Origin of the sequence: Legionella adelaidensis (assembly GCF_900637865.1) — a bacterium.
Classification (GTDB): Bacteria; Pseudomonadota; Gammaproteobacteria; order Legionellales; family Legionellaceae; genus Legionella_A; species Legionella_A adelaidensis.
Window position 1 is genome coordinate 36206 of the sequence record NZ_LR134432.1, and the last position, 16480, is coordinate 52685.

Here is a 16480-nt window from a genome sequence, read left to right on the forward strand (position 1 = left end):
GCCTGGTTTACAGAAATGTTTGGAGGTAACTTCATACAGCGGGTTGCAAGGTCTGCAATAAGGATTTAAACACTTTAGGTGTTCCGGCTACTACATCACCATTTTTGATATAATTCTCACCACCCTGGGTGTCGCTAATAAAACCGCCAGCTTCCTGAATCAACAAGGCACCCGCGGCAATATCCCAGGGACGAAGACCCAGCTCCCAGAAACCATCAAGACGGCCACTGGCTACATAGGCTAAATCTAATGCGGCGGCACCTGTACGGCGAATGCCGGCACATTTGCCTACTAATGCTTCCAAAGTAGGTAAAAAACGTTGTGCTACCTGGACATTTTTTATGGGGAACCCCGTTCCTAATAAAGCAGCACTTAATTGGGTTTGTTTCGAAACACGTATGCGACGATCATTTAAACGGGCTCCATAGCCACGGCTTGCTGTAAAAGCTTCATGGCGAACAGGATCATATACCACCCCATGTTCTATACGATTTTTTACGCGAATAGCTATAGAGACAGCAAAGTATGGAAAACTATGTAAAAAATTGGTGGTGCCGTCCAAAGGGTCAATAATCCAGACAGTTTCAGCCTCTTCATTATAAGAGCCACTTTCTTCCGCAATAATTCCATGATCTGGATACGCTTTGTGAATAGCATGAATAATACTTTGTTCCGCTTTAATATCCACTTCGCTAAAATATTCTTCTTTGCTTTTGGCTGTAACTTTGACCCTTTCAATTTGGTCAATGTGACGAACTATCAAGTCTCCTGCTTGCCGAGCAGCAGCAAGGGCAATATTCAACAATGGTTGCATAGTGTGGTTCTTATTTTAATGATCGGGTAATGGATCCAGGATTATAACATGGTAGAAGAGTTTTTGTTTTACGTTGATAAAAAATTTCTTATCATATAAGTTGATGCGGAAGGCAAAACAAGGCTTGGAAAAGGCAAATGTTGGGTCTTCATTATGAACCTATACGAGCATAAAAATAGCAATGAACCTCTCCAATATTCGCATTATTCTTATCGCAACCACCCATCCTGGAAATATAGGGTCAACCGCCCGCGCTATGAAAACTATGGGCCTTAGCGATCTTTATTTAGTGGCCCCTAAAATGTTTCCTCATTTAAAAGCATATGAAATGGCTGCAGGTGCCGAAGATATTTTACATGCTGCAAAAGTTGTTCCCTCGCTCTCGGAAGCTCTAAAAGATTGTGAAATAGCATTAGCAACTAGTGCGAGAGCACGAGAAATTGGTTTGCCGGGGTTTACTCCATCCCAAGCGGCAAGTTTTATTGCGGAACAAAAAAATAATTCCACCGTTGCGATAGTTTTTGGTAGGGAGCATGCAGGATTAACCAATGAAGAACTTCTCCAATGCCAGTACCATATCAATATCCCCAGTAATCCCGAATACAGCTCTTTAAATTTATCACAGGCAGTTCAAATTATTGCTTATGAAATACGCATGAAGTGTTTAAACCCGGAAATTAACGTTGCAACTAATAAGTCAGAAAAAGCCACGCTGGATGAAATAGAGCAATTTCATAGGCATTTACAGGAAGTCCTATTAGAAATTGGTTTTTTAAAACCAAGTAACCCAAAAAAATTAATCCAGCGTTTGCGCCGTTTATTCAACCGAGCTAAGCTGGAAAAGATAGAAGTGAATATTTTGCGCGGGATATTGAGCCAGGTTCAATATTGCTTGCAGTTAAAAAAGAGAGACGAATAGATGGTAAAACGGCCTATATATTTCGATTACATGGCCACTACTCCTGTAGATCCTCGTGTGATTCAAAAGATGATTCAATATATGGGGCCTGATGGTATCTTCGGTAATGCCGCCTCAGTTACCCATGAATATGGCTTAAAAGCCGCAGAAGCAGTAGCGCGTGCTCGCCAGCAGGTAGCCGATGTAATAGGGGCCAGCCCTGAAGAGATTGTGTTTACCTCTGGAGCAACAGAAGCTATCAATCTAGCCATTCTCGGTAGTGCGCGATTTTACCAGCGCAAAGGGAAGCATGTGATTACCGTATCTACTGAACATAAAGCCGTACTAGATAGTTTTAAACAATTAGAACGAGAAAATTTTACGGTTACTTATTTAAAACCACTAGAAGATGGATTAATTAGTTTCGAAGAGCTAAAAAAGGCAGTACGTCCTGACACCATTTTAGTTTCAGTAATGCACGTGAATAATGAAATTGGGGTGATTCAAGATATTCAAGCTATTGGTGAGTATTTAAAAGATAAAGGGGTTGTCTTTCATGTAGATGCAGCCCAAAGTATCGGAAAATTACCTATAAGGGTTAGAGATTTGGCAGTGAACTTAATGTCATTCTCTGCCCATAAAAATTATGGTCCTAAAGGAGTGGGAGGCTTATTCGTACGGCAAAAACCGCGTACGCGTCTTAGCCCTCTTAGTTATGGAGGTGGGCAAGAAGGTGGTTTACGGGCTGGAACCTTGGCTACACATCAAATTGTAGGAATGGGGGAAGCCTTTTTTATTGCCGAGAAAGAACGAGAGCAAGAGCAAGCAAGAATTTTAAAATTGCGCAGAAAATTATGGCATGGAATAAAACATTTACCTTTTACTTACTTAAATGGTAGTGAAGAGCAGCGCGTTGCTGGCAATTTAAATATTACATTTAAAGGGCTAGCCGGTGAAGATATATTAATTGCTTTAAAGGATTTGGCTATTTCAACTTTGTCTGCTTGTTCTTCTGCGGTTTTAAAAGCTTCTTATGTGTTACAGGCCATTGGGCTTAGTGAAGAAGATGCCCACAGTTCTATTCGTATAGCCATTGGACGTTTTACAACTGAAGAAGATATAGACAGAGCCATTCAAATCATCAATCAGGAAATACCGAAATTGCGGGAAATGTCTGGAAGTTGATGCCAAAGACTCGACAATTTAACGAGTTATAATAATGAGTAAACGGCGTCTATTTTTCCTATCCATAAAATCCTGGTGTATACTACAATTAATATTTTGTCGGAAATGTACATGTCAGATGTTATTCAAGTAAACAGTAGCAAAAAAGAAATTGTTTTTACCGAATCGGCTTTAAAATATATTGCAAGTTATTTGCAAAAACAAGGCGGCAAGGGAATCCGTTTGTCTGTGAAAAAAACAGGCTGTTCAGGTTTGTCTTATGTAGTAGAGTATGTAGCAGAACCTTCGGATAAAGATATCGTTAGTGCTTTAGCAAATGATTATTTATTGTGTATAGATAAAAATAGCTATCCATACCTGCAAGGAATGATGGTGGATTATGTCAAACAAGGACTGAATACTAAATTTGTATTTAATAATCCTAATCAAACAGGCCAATGTGGTTGTGGGGAAAGTTTTACCGTGGGGTAATACTTCCCTACGGTGACCTGTTAATTAAAGTTTGCAATTGAAGTAGGCTGATGAGCAGGCCCACCAAAAAGATAGCTGGACCACCTGTCAATTACAATTAACTTCCTCCGTACCCCGACATTGGAGCAGCAGCCGCTGCTGCTGGCTCTTCTATACGGCACTTTAAAACTCGGCTCATGTAGGAGCACAAAGAGCTAAAAAATGTTGGAAAATCAGTTAATTCATTAAATCTTGCTTCTAATTTTTCATCATGTGCTTTTTTAGTATTATAAAATGAGCTAAATTCTTCTCGTTGCTCATCGGAAAGGGAGGTTTGAAGTATTTCCTCTACCCCTTGCAACATAGTCTCTAGGGTTTTGCGTTCTTTACCTATTTCCTCAAGCTCCCTCTTGCAAATTATTTCTGCGATCTCTTCAATGCTTAAGCCGTGATACGCGTCCTCTTTAGCATGTTGAAAAATTCTTCTAATGTACCACTCCAGTGTTCCTCTTCGATAGGCTCGCATAATCACGGCCGAAGCTGAACATCGCTCTTCTTCGGCTTGCTGTTTTTTAGGCGAATTACTACTTGGGGTCGCTCTGGCTTTGCGATGAAAAAAATTATACTCATGAGTATATTTGGAAATAATTTTTTCCAGCGTTTCATAAACCTCTTGGATATCAATTTCCCCGGGTCTTTCTCGACGTAAACTTCTAAGCATTAGTAAACCTTTTTAAAGAAATTAAACAATTATTAGATTACTATGACGTAATTTGCATTATTTTACTATCTGATTAATAATGCACCGCAATTGATAGAAAGTAAACATGAATATTATTTTGTGTTTTTATTATATTCAAAACGATTGATATTTCATCTGAAATTTTCTTAAGCTTCCCTTAATAAATGAGTATCAATAAAACAATATTTACACTCTTTGAGATATTTGATACTATATAGCCCATGATGCTCTCGCAAAATACTTTTGGGAGGCTTTCAACTATTTAAAATATAAGTGGAGAAACAAATGAGTGCAGTAATGCAAGATGTTCAACAGACGAGCGAAGCTTTATCACTCCAAGTGATTAGCGCCGTTAAAAAGTATCTCACTGCAGTAAACAGCAAAGATGCAAATTTGAACTTATACCAATTAATCGTCGAAGAAGTAGAAGCGCCTCTTTTCCGCACGGTAATGGAGCTGACGCGTTACAATCAATCAAAAGCAGCTCGTGTATTAGGCGTAAGCCGCGGTACATTGCGCACGAAGCTAAAGCGTTATTTTGATGACGAATTTATTGGTACCCGCGACCTTTAATTCTGGTTTTTTGCTAAGCACTTTGCTATTCTTAACACCAGTCGGTCAGACAATCGCTTTTTGCTAAGGCAAAAGGAGGAAAGTCCGGGCTCCAGAGGGCAAAGTGCCAGGTAACGCCTGGGAGACGTGAGTCTACGGAAAGTGCCACAGAAAATATACCGCCTCATTAGAGGTAAGGGTGAAAAGGTGCGGTAAGAGCGCACCGCGCGTTTGGTAACAAACGTGGCAGGGAAAACCCCACTCGGAGCAAGACCAAATAGGGATCCAATGATTTATTCATACGCATGGCCCATGCGGGATCCGGGTAGGTCGCTTGAGGCAAATGGTGACATTTGTCCCAGATGAATGATTGTCCACGACAGAACCCGGCTTATCGACCGACTTTTATTTGATAGAAAGATTAGACTAGTATTAAGTTTGGTTTCTTTAATAACCTACTATCCTTCCTGCTAAAAATATATTTTCACCGCTATTTGGCGTTTAATAGGGTGATGAAGTTCTTAGCCTTGCCAATGTTAAAAACAAATCGTAGCATGACTTAATTTTTTCAAGAGAGAAGTCTTATGATGCTTTGTCTGGATGTGGGAAACTCCCATATTTATGGTGGTGTGTTTGAGGGAGAAGAGATTCGTTTACGTTTTCGGCATACCTCTAAAGTGAGTACCTCGGATGAGTTTGGAATTTTTTTAAAAAGTGTATTGCGGGAAAATGGGTGTTCTCCTGACGCTATAAAGAAAATTGCTATATGCTCTGTTGTTCCTCAACTGGATTATTCGCTTCGTTCAGCCTGTTTAAAATATTTCTCTGTAGAGCCCTTTTTTTTACAAGCGGGGGTTAAAACCGGGTTAAATATCAAATACCGTAACCCGATAGAAGTAGGGGCGGATCGTATTGCAAACGCTATTGCGGGAACCCACATTTATCCCAATAAGAATTTAATTATTATTGATTTTGGTACCGCCACCACATTTTGTGCCATTAATGCTCAAAAATTTTACTTAGGTGGGGTGATATTACCGGGTGTCAGGCTCGCAGCGGATGCCTTGGCAAAAAATACTGCCAAGCTACCTCCGGTGGAGATTGTTAAGGTAGATCATATTATTGGACGTTCTACCATTGAAAGTATTCAATCCGGTATTTTCTATGGGGCTTTAGGTGCGTGCCGAGAACTTATCAGCCGCATCAAAAAGGAAACTTTCTCAGATCAAGAACCATTAGTTCTTGCTACAGGAGGTTTTGCTTCGTTGTTTGAAAATCAGAAAATTTATGATTACTTGGTTCCTGATTTAGTATTGCAAGGAATTAAGCTAGCTATTGAGATGAATTAGATTTCTTCCTTCCATAAGATGAGCTATTTCTAGCCTTTTCAAAATAAGTGTAGGTGGCGCCGAGGTCGAACAGTCCTTCGGGTTTACGCGATGGCTTCGACGCCACCTTGCCTTTATTACAACATATCTCGATTATCTGAAAACCTTATATCTGAACAAAATGATTTCTTCATAAACAAATTTTCCAATTATTTCAAAAAAAATGGGTTTTTTCCTTGACGATTGTAAAAATGTGTTTCTATAGTGTAATAAAGTGGGTTAAAATGTTAAAAAAGTGGAGAAAAGTGGGAAGAGATTCCCTGATTTAAAATCATGTTTCGTGGGATTAATGCAATTACATTGGATGCTAAAGGTCGATTTGCCGTGCCCACACGGTATCGTGAGGCTTTAGGTAATGACCATGCTTCTCTTGTAGTGACCATTGATACTGAGGAAACATGTTTGCTGCTCTACCCTGCCAGAGCTTGGCAAGTAATCGAAGACAATCTTCAGCGCTTGCCAAGTTTTAATGCTGCTGCTCGCCGTATTCAGCGCTTGCTCATCGGGCATGCGACGGATGTGGAAGTAGATAGTAATGGCAGGGTTTTATTACCTCCTTTGCTGCGTGAGCATGCAAAGTTAGATAAAAAAGTGGTGCTTATTGGGCAAGGAAATAAATTTGAGGTTTGGGACGAAGGTTTATGGCAGTCCCGACGTGAAAGGTGGCTAGAAGAAGAAGCGTCTCGAGAAGATGGACTACCTGACGAGATGAAAACATTTTCTCTTTAATAGGAGAGTAAAGTGGATTTGGCATGTTTACCTTTTCGTAACATAACACATCCCGTGTTTCATCTAACGTCTTCAATTATGGAAAATTAATTATGACCGCACATTCTCCGGTCTTATTGCAAGAATCAATCCAAGCTTTGGAAATAAAAGACAATGGAATATATATTGATGGGACCTTTGGCCGCGGTGGCCATAGCCGCTCTATACTTAATGCTTTAAATGAAAATGGCCGTCTTATTGCAATTGATAAAGACGAGCAAGCGATAGCTTTTGCTGGAAATCGATTCGCAAAAGACCCGCGTTTTCAAATCGTACATGGTTCATTTGCGGAAATAGGTAATATCGCCAAAAAACTAGAAATATTTGGCAAAGTTAATGGTATTTTACTCGATTTAGGCGTTTCTTCTCCGCAGTTAGATGAAGCAGCTAGAGGTTTCAGTTTTATGCAAAGCGGTTCCTTGGATATGCGTATGAATCAAACCAAAGGTTTCACCGCGGCTCAATGGATAAATAAAGCTGAGGCTAAAGAAATGGCTTCTGTGTTTAAAGAGTACGGGGAAGAAAAGTTTGCTAATCGGATTGCCAATGCGATTGCAAGAGAGCGCGAAAATAAGTCCATAGAAACCACTGCGGAACTTGCTGAAATTGTAAAAGCAGCAAACCCCAAGTGGGAAAAGCACAAACATCCGGCAACCCGCGTCTTCCAAGCCATTCGTATTTTTATCAATCAAGAGTTGGAAGATTTAAAAGCCTGCTTGCACCAGTCCCTTGATGTTTTAGAAGCAGGTGGCCGACTTGCAGTTATTAGTTTCCATTCTTTAGAAGATCGTATTGTAAAAGATTTTATGCGATCCCAAGAAAAAGGGCCCGAAATTCCCCCGGGAGTTCCTGTTAGACATATAGATATAAAAACCAACTTTCGTCGTATTGGAAAAGCAATAAAACCAAACGAACAAGAAATTTCCCAAAACGTTCGCGCGCGCAGTGCAGTACTTAGAATAGGAGAAAAAATAGCATGAATGCTGCAGCTAAAGTTATCAATCAAAGTAATTTTTTTACTGGTCATTGGGCGCAAATACGTGTGTCCAAACGGCTATGTATGCAAATTATTTTAATTATTTCTGTATTATTGAGCGCTCTTGCTGTAATTTATATCACCAATTTACATAGGATAACTTTTAGTCAATTGCAAAGCGCTGAACAACAAACCCACCAATTACAATTGCAGTGGGGACAATTATTGCTAGAGCAAGCAAGCTTGGCAACGCCTGCGAGAGTACAAGAATTAGCAACTGAAAAATTGCATATGGTTATTCCTTCGGATAAACAAGCTTTTATTTTACGGTTACGATGAAAATTAAGGGTCACCAAGCAAGGCTACTCGTTGTTGCAAGCTTTTTTTTGCTGTTGTTAGGAATACTAATCTGGCGCATGCATGATTTGACTGTTTTAAATCGCCAATTTTTACAAGGACAAGGAGACGCACGTAGTTTACGTATTATTGATATACCTGCTTACCGCGGGATGATTACCGATAGGGAAGGAGCTCCTTTAGCCGTAAGCACACCAGTAAAATCTTTATGGATTAACCCTAAAACTTTTACCGCTTCCAAAAAACAGTTAAAAGAATTAGCAGAACTCTTAAAAACTACCCCCCAACAAATTACGAAACATATCGATAGCGCGAAAACTCGCGAATTTATTTATTTGCAACGGCAAGTTCCGCCAACGGTGGCAAAGCAAATTGAAGCTTTGGATATCCCTGGACTTAATTTTCAGCAAGAATTTAAACGTTACTACCCACAAGGAGAGTGTACAGCTCAATTAGTGGGCTTTACTAATGTCGATGATAACGGGATTGAAGGAATGGAGCTCGCTTATCAAACGTGGCTCAAGGGTGAAAGTGGTAAAAAGAAAGTCGTTAAAGATCGCCTAGGGCAAGTTATTGAAGAGCTGGGTGTAATAAAAGAACCGCGGCCAGGAAATGAGCTAAAACTTAGTATTGATCGAAGGATCCAATATTTTGCATACCATGAATTACAAGACACGGTTACTAAGTATGCAGCAAAATCTGGCTCGGTGGTGGTATTAGATACTCAAACAGGTGAAATATTGGCTATTGCCAATTCCCCTTCTTTTAATCCGAATGTTCGTAATCGTTATGATTTAGATAGTTATCGCAATAAAGCCATTACTGATGCGTTTGAGCCAGGATCGGTTATTAAACCTTTTAGTATTGCAAGCGCGCTTGAAAGTGGGCAGTTTACTCCAAACACTATTATTGACACTAACCCAAGCAGAATGCTGGTTCACGGGCATATTATCAGGGACATTCATAATTATGGCGTTTTAGATGTTACCGGCGTATTACAGCGTTCAAGTAACGTTGGGGTAACCAAAATGGTTTTAGCAAGTCCACCAGAGCAATTAATTGGTCTTTACACTCGGGCCGGGATTGGGCAAAGGACGGAGAGTGGTTATCCCGGAGAAAGTGAAGGTTCACTGATTAATATTAAAGATGCGAATCCTTTTGTTCAGGCCACGCTTGGTTTTGGCTATGGATTATCAGTAACGGCCTTACAGTTAGCTAAAAGTTACCTTATTTTTGCTAATCAAGGAAAATTAATCCCTATTTCATTAATACACTACCCTAAACCTGTTGAAGCTTCCGAGGTTATCAAAGCAGAAACTGCCAATCAGGTTCTAACTATGATGGAGGCTGTGGTAGAGGCGGATGGAACGGGAAAGCAAGCACGTGTTCCAGGGTATCGCATTGCAGGAAAAACAGGAACCGCGCGTATTGCCGGAAAACAGGGGTATGAAGCGAATCGACATATTGCTTCTTTTGTTGGAATTGCTCCGGTATCCAATCCAAGATTAATCGTGGCAGTGATTATTCAAGAGCCTAGCAAATTAGGATATTATGGAGGTGCGGTTGCAGCTCCTTTATTTTCAAAGGTTATGGGGGTTGCGCTACGAATGCTCGACGTACAACCAGATAACCCAACGAGACCACAATGAAATTAGCCGAATTATTAAATCCTTGGCTTAATCAACCTTTAGCAGAAACTGAAATAACCGGTATTCAAAACGATAGCCGAAAAGTGGAACCGGGTGAGTTATTTCTTGCATACCCAGGAGCTGCAGCAGATGGGAGGCTATTTATTGAATCGGCAATTAAGGCCGGAGCTACGGCGGTTGCATATGAATCACAAGATCTGCCTACTTCTTTAACGTTTCATGTACCATTAATCCCAATCGCAGGATTATCTGGGAAAATCGCTGCAATTGCTAATCGCTATTATAAATATCCTTCACGTCAGTTAAATGTTTGTGGGGTAACGGGAACCAACGGTAAAACTACTATTGCTTATCTTTTAGCTCAAGCGTATGGGTTATTAAATAGGGAAGCAGCTTATATAGGGACACTGGGACAAGGAAAAATTGGAAACATTGTACCTATTGGTAATACGACCCCGGATGCTCTTTTATTACAAAAAATATTTTATCAGTTTAAAAAAGAAGGCATTACGCAAGTTTGTATGGAAGTTTCTTCCCATGCTTTAGATCAGGGGAGAGTTGAGGGGGTTCTTTTTAAACAAGCCATCTTTACCAATTTAAGCCATGAGCACCTGGATTATCACCATACCATGGAAGCCTATGCCGCTGCCAAAGCGAAACTTTTTATGAACGACTCCCTTCATACGGCGATAATTAATGAAGATGATTCCTTTCATGATTTAATGGCAGCGCATTTACCGCGCCATTGCCAGAAAATTAGTTATGGGCTGACCAAAGGAACTATCCGGGCAGTTCGGTGCCAAATGGGTATGCATGGTAGTGAATTTGTCATTAAAACTCAAAAGGAAGAATTACCGACCCAAATTCAATTATTGGGGATGTTTAACATTTACAATGCCTTAGCTGTTTTTGCAAGTTTGGTGGCGGAGGGGTTTGCACCTAAAGCAGTTGCAGAAATATTACCAGAGCTTCATGCTTCCCCTGGGAGAATGGAAAGAGTATTAAATAAACCTTTAGCTTTGGTCGATTATGCACATACGCCTGATGCTCTGGAAAATGCTTTAGTTACCTTAAACCAATTAAAAATGGATCGGTTAATTGTAGTTTTTGGGTGTGGAGGTGATCGTGATAAAAGCAAAAGGCCTATTATGGCTAAAATTGCTGAACGATACGCTGATGTAATTATTGTGACTAGTGATAATCCCAGAACGGAAGATCCGGCAAAAATCATAGAAGAAATTCTCGCTGGTATTACTAATTCTGCGAAGGTAACATCATTTGTAGAAAGAGAAGCCGCCATTCTTCATGCGCTTAAAATTGCAAGAGAAAAAGATATTATTTTAGTTGCAGGCAAAGGGCACGAGGATTATCAAGAAGTAGGAAAACAAAAAATTCATTTTTCCGATCAGGAAATATTGAGAAAATAGTTATTGCCGCAAGGGCCCAAACATTGGGAATATCCCTGGCTTGGCCAACATTACCTTGATAAAGAGATAGAATAATTGCTGTCTTTTTCGAGTATTTCTATTCTTTTTCTAAAATTCAAAGTGGTTATTTTCTGAGCATTATCTATTAAATAGATTCTTTCCAGATTGGGAAAAATATTTTTTGTTGCCATCCAAGATTCAGTAGGCATTCGTTCCAGTTCTTCTTTACTTAAATATATTTCTTTAATAAATGGGGCGCTGTTTTTGAATTTTGATAAGTTTTCTAATGGGATGAAGGGTAAATTATTAGCTTGTAAGTCTAGGGCGATAATATTTTGTGGAAGCTTTGATAGTACAGTGCCCAAGTTATTTCGAGTGTGGGTGCCTATATTATTTCCTCGAAATATTAAAAATTGTACATTAGAGCCTATGGCAGCAAAAGCTTGATCTAAATCAATCTCGATTAAACTGCCTAAGTCATTCTCGCTAAGGTCTAAAATCTTGGCACTTTTGATTGAGGAGATAATAGTAGCTAATTCGCTACCAGATTTCTTACTTAAATTATTACCGGCTAAAATGACTTTATTAATACTATCGTTAAGTTGAGCCAAAAAAAGGGCCAAGTCTTGTGTTTCCATTAGGCAGAGCTCATTCCAGCCCAAATTGAGCTCGTTGAGACAGGAAAGACCGGCTAAAGCAGTACTTAAATCGCGTCCATTGTGATTACCCAGATTATTCCAGGAAATATCTAATCCAACAATGCTTCTTCTATTACTTAAAATTCTTTGCAGGTGAGCAACGGGCTGATCGCCAAAACCATTTTTTGCCAAGGAAAGCTCTCTGATCTCAGGTGAGAGGTTATTAAAAAGGTCTAACGCAACATCTTCAGCAAGCAATCCCAGTTGAATTCCAAAGAGGGAGAGGGAATTAGTCCCTTTAGGAATTGCTTGGAAAGCGCAATAATAACTTTCTGCAGAGTTGAAATCTTTCGGATAACACTCGTAATGTTTATTTTTTGGCATATTCAAAGATAAATTTTGTAACAATACTTATCTATGCCATAACTACATATCCTTAACATAGATCCCTCTTATCCTTTTAGATGTACTGCTTGCACATCTTTAAATCTTGGCTAAACCTTCTCTATAGCTATTCTTTCATCAAATACAAAACAACGTCCTTCCCATAATGATTGGGCTTCTGGTATTGTTGCCAAGTAATTTAAAATTCCACCTTGTAAATGGTATACCTCTTTAAATCCTAAATTTAACAAATAAGAAGTTGATTTTTCACAACGTATTCCGCCCGTACAAAACATGGCAATTTTTTTATCTTTTTTATCCATGAGATTGTTTTTTACATACTCGGGAAAGTCGCGAAAGTTCTCTGTTTTAGGATCTATTGCATTTTTGAATGTACCCAGCTCTACTTCATAATCGTTTCTTGTATCAACAACCACTACATCAGGATCATTAATGAGGGTATTCCATTCTTCTGGACTTACATAAATCCCACAAGATTTTAATGGATTGACGTCGGGAACTCCCAAGGTAACAATTTCCTTTCTAAATTTTACCTTTGCTTTTTCAAAAGGCATCATGTCGTCGTAGGTTTCTTTAAAAACGAGGTCAGAAAAGCGAGGGTCTGCATGCAAATGATTATAAAATGCAATGATGTCTTCGGGTGTAGCGGCAATACTCCCATTAATGCCTTCATGGGCTAATAAAACGGTGCCTAAAATACGATTTTCTTTCATTACTGCTAAAAGTGGATTTTTTAATGATTCGTAATCATCAAGGGGTATAAACTTATAAAATGCAGCAATTACATATTGTTTCATGTTCTCACCTAACTAAACTACAATCTACTTTTTTTAATGTAGGCCTTAATCTGCCTTTACATTAAAGGAGTGTAAGATACCATAATTTTTGCAATTCTCTGAATAAATTATTTAGGATTATAGTGGTTTAGCAAAAAAATCTTTGTTTTCAGGCCTCTCCTCCCAACATTTTTCTTTTATTACTTGATACCGGGTTTGGATATATTGGAATGCAGAGTGCATATTTTTTACACTCGGACGTATTCGGGGTTCTGGTTTTATCTCTGGATTTGTTAATAAATTTGAGAAAATACCTTTAATATTATCTTCAATGGCCGGATCTTCTTTTATAACGCGAATATCAGTGTTGAGTTTGGTCGTATATTCTCTTTCCAGCTCATATAACTCATTAAGAATCAATTTCGATTCTTTTACTTTTTCACTTTTTTGCGTCTTGAAAAATCCCCCTAAATAATGCTCCAGAAGGTTTAAAAGACTCACCAACAGACTTGAATGTTCTTCTATTAATGCATTCACATATATGTATAAACCGCGAATTTTTTTCAATATGGCTTCATTATGAAGTATCTTTTTACTTAAACATTCAAAGTGTTCAATAGCTTCAATGGTTGCTGCATTTGTGTGGAATAATTCAATTAATTTTTGGGGATTCGCTTTATACAATAATAATTTTGCACCTTGACTACCATTTGCTAATCTTTGAATTTGACATTCAATTTTATGATCAATTTCTTTTATTCTGCTTATTAAGTTATGTGATTGTTTTTTTGCGAGCGCTATTAACTGTTGCTTGCATTCACTATCAAATGTGGAGGGAACAAATTCTTTTATTCTTTCCTGAATATGATGTGGCACAAGTATACGGAAAACAGAAGCAGGGAGACTGCCAATCCAACTCAAAGCATATTGAAAAGAGTTCGCTACTTTGCGTATGGGGGAAGGGAATTGCAACTCCATAAGCCATATCTGCCATTGCGCCCTCTCTTTTTGTTTGGCATTTTTTAATAAACACTTAAAGCTTTCTCTATTTTCTTGAATTAATTCTAAAGCATATTTTCTTCCAGTTAATAAGCGTTCATTACTTAATACTGCAAACTCCAATGTTTTTGCGTGTTCAAACTGGCCGCTAAGAATTTCTCGTTGTTTTCGTAATTTGAGAAGCGCAGCAAGATTTACTTGGGTATTTTTTAAAAAAATAGAAACCCGTTCAATGTTTTCTGGTAGAGGGTCTTGCCTATTAATTACCCTTAGGGATTGATCTCTGAAGTGGGCGGAGAGACTCATCGGTGTAGGGGAGCTGTCCTGATTTTTTGGGGTTTCCCATGTACTTTTACTATTTTCAATAACCGAAAGAAACTCTTCCGTTTTCGTCATCGCATTTTGAATTGCATCCTTAATGTCATTTACTTTAAATCCTTGTGTTCTAATGAAGATGCGCATAGCAAAATTCACATTATTTAAATTAATAAAGGTTATGCGCAGCATTGTGTAAAGTGATAAAACCAAATCATATACTTCAGAATTAGGAATTGCTTGATTTAACCAGCGTAGGTAATTGGTGATTAAGGCTTCCAGGTGGCTTTGCTTAGGTAAGCTACCGTGATCAAGATATAGTTCTGCCAAGATTGATTTAATATCAGTTAACAGTGAAAACTCTTTGGAAGAATGGTTTACCTTTTTTTGGTATTCATCTATATGTAATTTACCCAATAATAAGGATCCGATAGCTCTTTTGTCATACAGATCAAATGATTTAAAAGCTTCAGAATTATGATCGCTTAACTTAAGTTGGATCGCCTTTAAATGTATTCCCTGTAAAAAATCATGAATGAGCAGAGCGGTTAAAATAAACGGGTTTTCATTGTGAGCCTGATAATCGCCACGCCATTGGTTAAAATTGAACTGTAATGTTTCTCTACTAATGCGCATGTAAATCTCTCCCTGAAAAAAAATGCACATCCTGTGCATATTGGGTGGTTATTGTCCTAATAAAGATTTAATGGACTGGTTTAACCCCTGAGCATTATAGTATAGAAAATCGTGTCTTGTTGTGTGTTGATTGCGTAAATCCATAAAACAGTTTTTTTTATTTTTAGCTTGTTTAATCCTGTTTGTTTCATCCACAGGGTTGTAAATCGAGAGTATAAATTCTTGCCAAGATTTCTTAATTGGTAAAAAAGTTATTTCAGTAGTGTTAGGGAAAAAGGGTGAGGTAAAACTATAGCAAGCATGTATTTGTTCGCTTAGCTTTAATACCGCATTTTTTTTTGCCTCAATACTATGGCCGGCGATATGCGGAGTGCAAATATAAGCAAAATCAATAATTTCTTCATTGATTGAAGGTTCGTTTGAGTAGACATCTGTGCAATAAATGAGTGATTTACTGCTTTGATTGAGCAAATCCTTTTCTACGACAACCCCGCCCCTTGAAGCATTAATGATAACTACCTTTTCTTTTAGATGACGAATAAAGTCGGCATTGATCAAATTTTTACTAGGGAAAGGCCATGTTTCATGGAGATTTGCGTGGATGCAAAGTAAATCGCAAGAATAAAGTGCTTCCATATCACAGAATTTTTTGGTTCTTGTTGCTTTAGCTTTGAGTGGATCAAAGCATTCAATTGTGAATCCTGCCCTTGCTAATCTCTTTTCTACCTGAGTTCCTACGGCGCCCAAACCAACTATCCCTGCTTTTTTCCCGCTCAGTAAATTGTTTTTTGTAAGAGAGGCCACCGTAGCAATTACATAATCAGCCACAGCTATTGCATTGCAGCCGTGTGCATGAAACAGGTTAATATTTTTTTTTTGCAAGTAGTTACAATCTATATGATCGATACCGCTACTTGCGGTAGCCACACATTGAATAGTGGTATTGAAAAGAAGGGCCTCGTTGACTTTTAATGTAGAGCGGCAAAGCAATATATCAAAATCGTTTTTTAGCAGTGATTTTAATTCGTTCTCATCCTTATAAGTTACTACTTCAAAATGCAATGTAAAAATGTGTAAAAGAGGTAGCGAATTGTCAGCGAGGATTTTCATAAATTAAATAGAGCGCTAATTAAGTCTAACGATTTTAAGAAAACAGGAGTAAGAATTTTACTTAAAAGACCGCTGAATAATAACAATAGTAAAATAATAAGACCAAAAGGTTCCAGTCGCATAAAGGGTATACTTAATCGTTTGGGTAAAAGGCTTGCTAAGATACGGCTTCCATCAAGAGGAGGGATAGGAATTAAGTTTAGTAATGCAAGAACTAAATTGACTAATATACCCGCTTGTGATGTGAGTAAAAGAAAAAAGGCTATCTTTGATACATGTGGATTGAGCCACATTGCTAATTTAAAAAGCATGGCCCATAACAATGCCATAAAAATATTTACCAAAGGCCCTGCCGCGGCCACAAAAGCCGTATCTCTACGAGGTTTTTTTAAAGT

17 protein-coding genes and 1 other RNA gene are annotated in these 16480 nt (G+C 38.5%); 11 read left to right on the plus strand and 7 right to left on the minus strand.

The window, feature by feature from the left end:
* Window positions 1-31: 31 nt before the first annotated feature.
* A complete protein-coding gene (locus EL206_RS07275; protein ID WP_058461820.1) occupies window positions 32-814 on the minus strand; it encodes an inositol monophosphatase family protein in 783 nt (260 codons plus the stop codon).
* Window positions 815-995: 181 nt separating this feature from the next.
* Here EL206_RS07275 and EL206_RS07280 point away from each other — a divergent pair, with 181 nt between their 5' ends.
* The 3 genes from EL206_RS07280 (at window position 996) to EL206_RS07290 (ending at window position 3368) form a co-directional block, all read left to right on the plus strand.
* Window positions 996-1733 carry an RNA methyltransferase gene (locus tag EL206_RS07280; RefSeq protein ID WP_058461819.1) on the plus strand — a complete coding sequence of 246 codons (738 nt, stop codon included), beginning with the start codon at window positions 996-998 and terminating at the stop codon, window positions 1731-1733.
* Window positions 1734-2897 carry an IscS subfamily cysteine desulfurase gene (locus EL206_RS07285; protein WP_058461818.1) on the plus strand — a complete coding sequence of 388 codons (1164 nt, stop codon included), beginning with the start codon at window positions 1734-1736 and terminating at the stop codon, window positions 2895-2897.
* Window positions 2898-3008: 111 nt separating this feature from the next.
* Window positions 3009-3368: a HesB/IscA family protein gene (locus tag EL206_RS07290; protein WP_058461817.1), complete on the plus strand. Its 360-nt coding sequence runs from the start codon at window positions 3009-3011 to the stop codon at window positions 3366-3368.
* A 97-nt stretch (window positions 3369-3465) separates the two neighbouring features.
* Here EL206_RS07290 and EL206_RS07295 read toward each other — a convergent pair whose 3' ends face one another.
* Complete coding sequence (locus tag EL206_RS07295; RefSeq protein WP_058461816.1) at window positions 3466-4068, minus strand: hypothetical protein; 603 nt, start codon at window positions 4066-4068, stop codon at window positions 3466-3468.
* Window positions 4069-4374: 306 nt separating this feature from the next.
* On the opposite strand from EL206_RS07295, the gene EL206_RS07300 reads away from it, so the two are divergent.
* The 8 genes from EL206_RS07300 (at window position 4375) to EL206_RS07335 (ending at window position 11206) form a co-directional block, all read left to right on the plus strand.
* Window positions 4375-4662: a helix-turn-helix domain-containing protein gene (locus EL206_RS07300; protein ID WP_058461815.1), complete on the plus strand. Its 288-nt coding sequence runs from the start codon at window positions 4375-4377 to the stop codon at window positions 4660-4662.
* Between the two features lie 37 nt (window positions 4663-4699).
* An RNA gene (rnpB, locus tag EL206_RS07305) (RNase P RNA component class A) lies at window positions 4700-5051 on the plus strand.
* 174 nt (window positions 5052-5225) lie between these two features.
* Entirely contained in the window at window positions 5226-5990 is a 765-nt protein-coding gene (locus tag EL206_RS07310; protein ID WP_058461814.1) for a type III pantothenate kinase, read from the plus strand.
* A 312-nt stretch (window positions 5991-6302) separates the two neighbouring features.
* Window positions 6303-6758 carry a division/cell wall cluster transcriptional repressor MraZ gene (mraZ, locus tag EL206_RS07315; protein ID WP_058461813.1) on the plus strand — a complete coding sequence of 152 codons (456 nt, stop codon included), beginning with the start codon at window positions 6303-6305 and terminating at the stop codon, window positions 6756-6758.
* Between the two features lie 92 nt (window positions 6759-6850).
* Window positions 6851-7777, plus strand: coding sequence for a 16S rRNA (cytosine(1402)-N(4))-methyltransferase RsmH (gene rsmH, locus EL206_RS07320; RefSeq protein WP_058461812.1), 927 nt, complete (start codon window positions 6851-6853; stop codon window positions 7775-7777).
* Complete coding sequence (ftsL, locus tag EL206_RS07325) at window positions 7774-8112, plus strand: cell division protein FtsL (protein ID WP_058461811.1); 339 nt, start codon at window positions 7774-7776, stop codon at window positions 8110-8112. The genes rsmH and ftsL overlap by 4 nt, the downstream gene beginning before the upstream one ends.
* Window positions 8109-9779: a peptidoglycan D,D-transpeptidase FtsI family protein gene (locus EL206_RS07330; protein ID WP_058461810.1), complete on the plus strand. Its 1671-nt coding sequence runs from the start codon at window positions 8109-8111 to the stop codon at window positions 9777-9779. Before ftsL ends, EL206_RS07330 begins: the two co-directional genes overlap by 4 nt.
* A complete protein-coding gene (locus tag EL206_RS07335) occupies window positions 9776-11206 on the plus strand; it encodes a UDP-N-acetylmuramoyl-L-alanyl-D-glutamate--2,6-diaminopimelate ligase (RefSeq protein ID WP_058461809.1) in 1431 nt (476 codons plus the stop codon). The genes EL206_RS07330 and EL206_RS07335 overlap by 4 nt, the downstream gene beginning before the upstream one ends.
* A gap of 50 nt (window positions 11207-11256) precedes the next feature.
* Here the strand turns inward: EL206_RS07335 and EL206_RS07340 are convergent, their stop codons facing one another.
* From EL206_RS07340 to EL206_RS07360, 5 genes are all read right to left on the minus strand, one after another.
* Window positions 11257-12228, minus strand: a complete 972-nt coding sequence (locus tag EL206_RS07340) for a leucine-rich repeat domain-containing protein (protein ID WP_131739705.1) — start codon at window positions 12226-12228, stop codon at window positions 11257-11259.
* Window positions 12229-12338: 110 nt separating this feature from the next.
* Window positions 12339-13046 (minus strand): oxygen-dependent tRNA uridine(34) hydroxylase TrhO, encoded by a 708-nt coding sequence (gene trhO / locus EL206_RS07345; RefSeq protein ID WP_058461807.1) that lies wholly within the window; start codon window positions 13044-13046, stop codon window positions 12339-12341.
* Between the two features lie 117 nt (window positions 13047-13163).
* Window positions 13164-14975, minus strand: coding sequence for a hypothetical protein (locus tag EL206_RS07350; RefSeq protein WP_058461806.1), 1812 nt, complete (start codon window positions 14973-14975; stop codon window positions 13164-13166).
* Between the two features lie 48 nt (window positions 14976-15023).
* The gene (locus tag EL206_RS07355; protein ID WP_058461805.1) at window positions 15024-16085 is read right to left on the minus strand and encodes an NAD(P)-dependent oxidoreductase; all 1062 of its coding nucleotides are present in this window, start codon (window positions 16083-16085) and stop codon (window positions 15024-15026) included.
* Window positions 16082-16414, minus strand: coding sequence for a site-2 protease family protein (locus tag EL206_RS07360; protein ID WP_141117176.1), 333 nt, complete (start codon window positions 16412-16414; stop codon window positions 16082-16084). The genes EL206_RS07355 and EL206_RS07360 overlap by 4 nt, the downstream gene beginning before the upstream one ends.
* Window positions 16415-16480: the final 66 nt, after the last annotated feature.